Annotated in this window: 4 protein-coding genes; 3 read left to right on the top strand and 1 reads right to left on the bottom strand. The window is 74.0% G+C overall.

The genetic code is table 11. The features are described 5' to 3' along the window. A partial coding sequence (locus tag B7767_RS25105) for an ABC transporter ATP-binding protein (RefSeq protein ID WP_179167275.1) occupies positions 1-835 on the top strand: 835 nt, incomplete at its 5' end. A gap of 39 nt (positions 836-874) precedes the next feature. Here B7767_RS25105 and B7767_RS25110 read toward each other — a convergent pair. After that, the gene (locus tag B7767_RS25110) at positions 875-1,465 is read right to left on the bottom strand and encodes a response regulator transcription factor (RefSeq protein ID WP_085574186.1); all 591 of its coding nucleotides are present in this window, start codon (positions 1,463-1,465) and stop codon (positions 875-877) included. A gap of 588 nt (positions 1,466-2,053) precedes the next feature. On the opposite strand from B7767_RS25110, the gene B7767_RS25115 reads away from it, so the two are divergent. Both B7767_RS25115 and B7767_RS25120 read left to right on the top strand, forming a co-directional pair. Then, entirely contained in the window at positions 2,054-2,923 is an 870-nt protein-coding gene (locus B7767_RS25115) for a DUF4132 domain-containing protein (protein WP_085574187.1), read from the top strand. Beyond that, the coding region (locus B7767_RS25120) for a DNA-binding protein (protein WP_179167277.1) at positions 2,920-6,616 on the top strand (3,697 nt) is incomplete at its 3' end. The genes B7767_RS25115 and B7767_RS25120, both read left to right, overlap by 4 nt.

Raw genomic sequence — 6,616 nt, forward strand, 5'->3', positions numbered from 1 at the left:
GATCATCGGCCCGGAGCCGGAAACGGAGCCGGAAACGGAGACGGAGCCGACGGGGGTGAAGGCTTCGGCGGTCGGGCACCACGCGCGGCCGGAACCCGGGCACCTTGCCGCGGCGGTGGAGCTGCGGTCCGTGACCCTGTCCTACGGCGCCCGCGCCGAACCGGTCCTCGACACGCTCGACCTGTGCGTCGCCCCGGGTGAGCGCCTCGCCGTCGTCGGACCGAGCGGCATCGGCAAGTCGACGCTCACCCGCCTGGTCGCGGGGACGCTCGCGCCGAGCGGCGGCGAGGTACGGGTGGCCGGCCGGGAGGTGACCGGGCGCGCCCCCGCCGAACTCGCCGCGCTGCGTGTGCTGGTGCCCCAGGAGGCGTACGTCTTCTCCGGGACCGTGGGTGACAACCTCGCGTACCTGCGTCCGGACGCGGACCGTGCGGACCTCGACGCCGCCGTCGGGGCCATCGGTCTGCGGCCGCTGGTCGAGCGCCTGGGCGGGCTCGACGCACCGGTGCGGCCCGCCGGACTGTCCCCGGGCGAACGGCAGCTCGTCGCGCTCGCACGCGCCTACCTGTCCCCCGCGCCCCTGCTGCTGCTCGACGAGGCCACCTGCCACCTCGATCCGGCGTCCGAGGCACGCGCGGAGGAGGCCCTCGCGCGGCGCCCGGGAACGCTGCTGGTGGTGGCGCACCGCTTGTCGTCGGCCGTCCGCGCCGACCGGGTGCTGGTGCTGGACGGGACGGAGGCGGTCTGCGGCACGCACGAGGAGGTGCTGGAACGCTCGCCGCTCTACCGCGACCTGACGGGCCACTGGAACGGCGGCCCGGCCCGAAATCCCTGACCGGGCCCGGCCGCCCCGGGCGGGATCACCGCACGGCCCTCACGTCCATCCGGCGTTCTGGACGATGCGTATCGCGTCGACCCGGTTGCGGGCACCCACCTTCCGGATCGCCGTGGCCATGTAGTTGCGGACGGTGCCCCGGGACAGGTGCAGACGGGCCGCGATCTCGGCCATCGGCGCTCCCTGGGAGGCGAGCGACAGCACGCTCAGCTCGCGGGTGGTCAGCGGCATCTCCGCGCCTTCCAGCAGGGCGACCGTGAGCGCCTGGTCGAGGAAACGTTCCCCCTTGGCGACCGTGTGCACCGCCGTGATCAGCCGGTCTGCCGGGGCGTTCTTGTCGACCAGCCCGAGAGCACCGCCGTCGAACGCCCGGCGGAGGATCCCCGGCCGCTTGGCGGTCGTCAGCACGACGAGCCGGTCCCCGCGCCGGGCGGGGAAGGACGCGTCGTGCGCCTCCCCCCGCAGGCAGTCACCGTCCACGACCCACACGTCCGTCGGCGGCACGTCGCGATCCGGCGGTCCGGCGCCGGGTGACATGGACGAGACCTCCAGCGCGGCATCGGCCCTGAGCAGTTGCACCAATGCCGACCGCAGTAATTCCTCGTCGTGCACCACGACAGTACGAACCATCTCCCCCACCTCTTGTCAGCGGCTGCGCCTTCGGCAGCCGACCACGCCCCTCCCGCGCCACGAGCCGTGTGCCCTGATCCGCACCGGAACAACACGACACGTACGCACGTGCGAACCGCACCGGACGTAATCCGCCGTCCCCGGCGCCCCTCGGGGAGCGGGACGGTCGCGCCCGCCCGGCCGAAAACGACGGAGTCGCACGCCCTCCGGCGGACGGTGCCCACCCCCCGCGGAACGCGGCGGCCGGCCGTCACGCCCACGCCGGCGGTCCCGTTGCCCTGGTTACGACGGCACATCACCGGCCGGAGCGGCCGTACCACGTCGTACGAGAGGGACCGGGCGGAGAGTTCACCCCCGTCCGGGGTTCGGCCGGAAACAGCCATCGTGCAATCTGGCGCGAATCCCACCGCCCGTCCGCACGGGCCGCGCTGCCCGGGACCTCCCCGCCGGCTCGGCCCGGAGCGGGCGCCGGTGGACTGTCGGTGGGTGCCTCTACTCTTTCGACCGTCGTCACAGCGAGGCACGCCGGTCAGGCCGTTGCCGGGCGAGCTGTGCCGAATTCCGAGTGGTGGGAGAGGCGAGTAACCCATGGGCTGGCTGGCAGCGGGCGACACGTACGAAGTCGCTCTGGTGGAGGGCAGGGTGGTGGCGCGGTCCACAGCGGGACCGTCCCCCGCGGAACAGGGGAGAACCCTGCCGGAAGAGATACGGGACCGCCCCGAAGTGCGGGAACTCCAGCGGTTCGCCGAGTGGCTGGAGCGGCACGCGGCCGAGTGCGCCGCACAGGTCGGCACCTGGATGGTCTCCTCGCTGCCGGTGCCGGCCGGCCTGCTGGCCCGGCTCTGGCCCGACGAGGCGTGGCGGTCCGCGCTGCGCGACATCGTCGTCGTCGGTGACGGCCCCGACGAGACCGGCTTCCTGCGCGACGCGGACGACTCGGGGGAGCTGCGGGTGGTCAACCTCGACGGCGAGACCGTCCGCCTGACGCCCCGCACGGTGACCATGCCGCACCCCGTCCTCCTTCCGGACCTGGAGGAACTCCGCACGTTCGCCGCCGAGCTGGGTGTGACGCAGGGCGTCGAGCAGATCCACCGCGCCACCTGGCACAAGCCCGCCGGCATCGACGGATCCGCCCACACGGTCCGCGAGTTCGCCGGCGCCGAGTACCGCTCGTGGTTCCACCTCTCCTCCCGCATCACGTCCCTCGGCTACAAGGTCTCCGGCAGCAGCGCCGTCGACCGGATCCTGGACGGCGGGCGCGTCGTCACCGCCTCGGTCGGCATGAGCGACCCCTACACCGAGGAGAAGGCCTGGACCGGCGGCCTCAGCTGGAGCGACGAGGACGGCTACCGCAGCCTGCCGCTGGCCCAAGTCGGCCCCGTCGCCTGGTCCGAGGGGATGCGCATGGCCGCGGCCCTGCACGCCGGCCGCACCGTGACCGAGGACGGCGCCGCGTGAACGACACCACGGCAGCGCACACCCAGGAAAGGCACCCGCTCATGAACGACCCGACGACACGCGACGACGCGCCGGCGGACCCGGAGGAACTGCTGCGCGCCGGTGCGGTGCTGCCGCCGGGCACCAGCGGGGCGGGTGACCGGGCCGTGCCCGTGTACACCCAGGCCTACCGCCATCCGGGCCTGGACGGCAGGATCGTCGTACGCCTCACCACCGAGGAGCGGGCCGGGGGACCGCGCACCGGTTTCCTCGGCCTCGAACCCGAGGGCGAGCCGGTGGAGGTCGGTCTCGGCCGGCCCCGGGCCCTGGGCTTCCCCGACTGGGTGCTGGTCCACCACCCCTCGGACGGTCACCTCGCCATGTCCCTGGTCGAGGAGATGAACAAGGTGGCGCGGAAGGCGAGATCGAGCCCGAAGCGGGCCCGCGCCGCCTACGAGTCGATCGGCGAACGGCTCGCGGGGTCCGTGCCGCACTTCCTGCCGACCTTCTACGAGCAGGCCGGCCGGGTCTTCCTGGCCGCCGAGGAGAAGGCGTACGCGTCCCAGATGTTCGTCAACGCGCGCAAGGCCGAGACGGCCCACGCGCTGCCGTTCGACGAGGCGCGCATGGACGCGGTGTTCCTCGAGTTCGCCCTGGCCGGTGCCGTGCCGACGAAGATCCTCTCCGGCTACGCCAAGGGCCTGTCGTCCCGCGTACCGGCCGCGACGGCCTTCCGGCACCTGCGCGGGCTCTTCGTACGGCTCGCCGCGCACGGCGTGCCGCCGTCGAGTCCGGGCGCGGCCGACCTGCGCCGGCTGACGAAGTCGGTCGCGGGCAAGGACGCGCTCGCCGAGGAGGTGGCCTACCTCCGCGAGATGCTGCCGCTGCCCGGCACGGTCAAGGCACCGCCCGGCTGGTGGAAGGCCCACCGGGCCGCCCTGCTGGAACTGGCCCGGCGGGAGCCCGCCGTCCGCGGCACGCTGCTGGGGCTGCTGCCCGCGGAGTGGGAGCGGGAGGAACTGCCCCAGTGGCTCGACCTGCTGGAGAAGACCGGAGCCACCGCCGGGTTGTGCGACGCCGCACTGCCCGCCGAGGTGCGTCCCCCCGACGGCACGGCCGGATGGGTGCGCAGATTCCTGGCCCTGTGCGACACCGACAGGAGACACACCGCACCGCCGGAACTGTATCCGCTGGTCGACCGCATGGCCGACGTGCTGCGTGCCGAACTCCGGGCCCACGGGGACGCCTTGCAGCCCCCCGGCGGCGACGTGAACCTGCTCGACCAGCTCCTGGCCCTGGACGTACCGGTGGCGGACCCCGGCGACGGCCGGTGGCTCAACCTGCACAACTGGGCGGCCTGCGAGCACCGGCGGGATCTCCTCGCGCTGGCGGCCGACACCCGCTTCCATCCGGCGTTCCGGCACAGCTGCCCCGACTCGGAGTTCGGCGACAGCGAGCGGACCGTCGTCAACCTGGCCGGGTCACCCGGCGGACGACCGATGCTCGCCACCTGGGTGGCGGAGGTCAGCCGGAAGTACCTCACCAGCGAACTGACCGGATTCACCGGCTACTCCGGCGCTCTGCGCACCCTGTCCTGGCTGCCGGGAGAGGTGCTGGCCGTCGCCGCCGACGAGGTACGGGAAGCCCTGGCCACCGGCATCGCGCCCGCGCTGGCCCGCACCCTGCGCACCGGCGTCCTCGACGAACTGGGCTGGCCCGCCTGGGACGAGGCCCTGCGGGCCGCCGCGTCGCGGGAGAGGAACCGGGGCATCAGGGTCGTCGACGGCTGGCCGTACCTCATCGTCCTGTCCGGCGGAGAGGCCCGGGTGATCGGGGCGGAGGGCACGGTCCTCGCATGTGAGCCGAACCTCCCGGACCCCTCGGACCTGTTCGGGTCGTTCACCTGCCAGTACGTCGACGGCGGGCTGTTCGTCTGGTGGCGGCTGCTCTCCACGGCCAACCACACCTACACCTGGCAGGGGTACTGGCACGGCACCACCGACTCGCCGCGCATGGCGGTCGAGGGCGACGTCCACGCCTGGTGGCCCTGCGAAGTGGACGGGAGCGGAGGAGTCAACGGGGGCATGGCCCCCGCGTCCCTGCCCCTCCCCGGAGGCGGCCGGACCACCGGACGCGGGGTGCTGCGCAGAGGAGACGCCTTCGTGCCGGGGACGCGGCACATGATCGGTGACGGCACGTCGTACTGGGTGTGGGCCAGGGAGGACGGGGAGGACGGGCGGCACACCTGGCGCGCGTACGACCCGGTCGGCGACACGCTGGGCGAGCCCGGCGCACCGGAGTGGATCGACGGGGCCCTGCACACCGCTCCGGAGGGAAGCACCCTGGGGAGTGCCTGGCTGCTGCCCGCCCCCTCCGCCGTACCGGGTCCGGTGTGCGCCCCGGTGGACGGGGTGCTCGGCTGGCGTGTGGTGACACTCCCCGACGGCTCGCAGCGGGGCGAGGACCTGGCCGGACGCTCGGTCGTCGTGCCACCCGGAGCGGACGGGGAACCGCGGCACGCGCTGGTGTTCCCCGGCGCCGACCGACCGGTGGCCGTGATCCACAAGTCGGGTACGGTCCGGCTGCTCGACACCGACGGCACGCTGGTCGCCGAGAGCGGGTCCGGCTACCGGGCCGGCCCCTTCACCGCGGGTACGGCCCTGCTTCCGCACCTGCGCTACTGGCACTTCCTCCAGCCGCGCGATCCGCGGGGGTCCGCCGCGCTCCGCCAGGTCGGCGAGGACACCGCGCAGGCGCTTCTGACGGGGGCCGTGGCGGCGCTGGAAGCCGAGCAGGACGACGAGCGGGGGAAGGAGCGGACGGAGACGGACGGCCGGGACGTGGTGGACGGCCTGGTCCGCACGCTCCTGCCGCAGGTCGGCCACGAGGCGCTGCGCGCGGGCATCACCGGGGTGGTGCGGTTCGCCGCCGAACAGCAGCGCGTCCTGGACGCGGCACTGGCCCGGCTCGACTCCGCGATCGCCGGGGAGGTGTCGCGGGAGCCACGGCCCAAGGTGGGCGACGAAGTGCTCGGGACGGCACTGAACGGCGTCGGACTCACCATCGGCTGGCGCCGCCGGTTCTACGACTTCCACCACTACCTCTACGACCTGCCGGCCCTGCTGGGCCGCTCCCTGCGGGGCCTGGCCGAACCGGCTCCCCCGGGCCGGACCCACCTCGACGTGGACAGCCGGAGATCCCTGGAGTGCCTGCACATCCCGGCGCTGCCCGTACTGCCCGCGGTCCTGGCCCTGAGGGCCGGCTCGGAGGCCGTCGTGGAGGAGCACCGGAAGGCGCTGGACGCGTACCTCGAGGAGTTCGACGCGCAGGGGCTCACGGACCTGGACCCCGGGCACTGGCGGGGGGTCCGGCTGCGGCTGGACCAGAGCCTGTTCGAGGGACCCGACGCCATCCAGGGATACGGGGACGCGACCGTGCTCGACCTCGGCGACGGCGCGTTCCTGGTCTTCCCCGAACACGCGTTCCGCTTCCTCCAGGGGTGGGACCCCGACGGCGAGCCCACCGGCCGGCACTACGGAGCGCTCTTCCACGACCCGTCCGGCCGGTTCGAGACACCCGCGCCGTACACCCTGGTCGCCGCGGGACCGCTGGTGCCGGAGCCGGCCCGGCCGTCGGGCTGGGCCGCGGCGTTCCGCGCCGAGCTCGCCGAACGCGGGCCGGCGCCCTGGTTCCCGGCGGCCGCCGAGGAGTTCG

The organism is Streptomyces sp. 13-12-16, assembly GCF_002114215.1.
Taxonomy (GTDB): Bacteria; Actinomycetota; Actinomycetes; order Streptomycetales; family Streptomycetaceae; genus Streptomyces.